The sequence below is a fragment of the Palleronia marisminoris genome (genome assembly GCF_900172315.1).
GTDB lineage: Bacteria > Pseudomonadota > Alphaproteobacteria > Rhodobacterales > Rhodobacteraceae > Palleronia > Palleronia marisminoris.
This window is the reverse complement of the sequence record NZ_FWFV01000031.1, coordinates 1-1,091: the sequence shown is the minus strand read 5'-3', so window position 1 is coordinate 1,091 and position 1,091 is coordinate 1. Positions and strand designations below refer to the sequence as shown.

Below are 1,091 nucleotides of genomic sequence, written 5' to 3'. Positions count from 1 at the left end.
TGAACTGCTGCCGGTTTCGTGGACACGAAGATAAGATCGTGACCATGGAACTGGAGAGTGGACATGACGAGACGGAAGTTCCGCCGCGAGTTCAAGATCGAGCCTGTGAAGCTGGTGACGGAGCGGGGCATGTCGGTTGCCCGGGCGTGCCGGGATCCGGAACTTGCCGAGAGCCTTCTGCGGCGATGGATGCGAGAAGCAGCCGAGGCACCAATATCGGCGTTTCCGGGCAACGGTCATCAGCGGGCCGAGCTGGCTGAGATCGCGACCCTAAGAAGGAGGTCGCCAAGCTCGAGCGTGACATCCTGAGAAAGGCGGCTGCCTGCTTCGCGCGGGAAGCGACATGACATGCGCTTTCGTCGCGAAGCACCGCCACATCCGGCCCCTCTCGGCGATGCTTGCATCGCCTGCCGGGCAGCGGGATCAGGCGGATGAGCGAGGTGCCGGGCGTCTCTCGGTCGGGCTTTCACGCCTGGCTCAGGCGACCGATCAGCGACCGGGCAGCCCACGACGCGAAGCTCGTTGTCGCCGTCGACAAGAGCTTCAAGGCCAGCGACCGCATCTATGGCGCGCCGGGCTCGAGGACGGGCGCGGCCCAAGCGACGCGGAAAGCCGAAGGACGATGGCGAGCGTTCGATGATCGCCGACACCATCCTCGATCGCAATTTCGAGGCCGACCGTCCGAACCGGAAGTGCCCTCTCGGCAGGTTGCTGCGCAATCGCCTGCCGGGTGACAGCTGGCCGACTTCACCTGCATCTGGACAGCCGTGGGCCGGTTGCCTGTCGCGGTGGTCCCGGACCTGTTCTCCCGGCGTGTCGTGGGCTGGTCCATGAAGGCGGACCGGGATGCCTCGCTGGTCATGGACGCACGGATGCTGGCCGCTTGTCGTCGCGGCAAGGCCGACACGCTGCTGCATCATTCGGACCAGGGGTCGCAACATACCGACGAGCAGTTCCAGCGCCTGCTCCTCGCCCACGGTATCATCTGCCCGATGAGCCGGGCCGGCAACGTCCGGGACAACTCGGCGATGGAAACGACCGCAGCCGCGATGCAGCCCCAGCCGATGTGTTCGACGACATCGAGCGCTTCT

Annotated in this window: 1 pseudogene; it reads left to right on the top strand. The window is 65.5% G+C overall.

From position 1 onward, the window contains the following. Positions 1–63: 63 nt before the first annotated feature. Positions 64–1,091, top strand: a pseudogene (locus tag PAM7066_RS18790) (DDE-type integrase/transposase/recombinase); the annotation flags it as partial.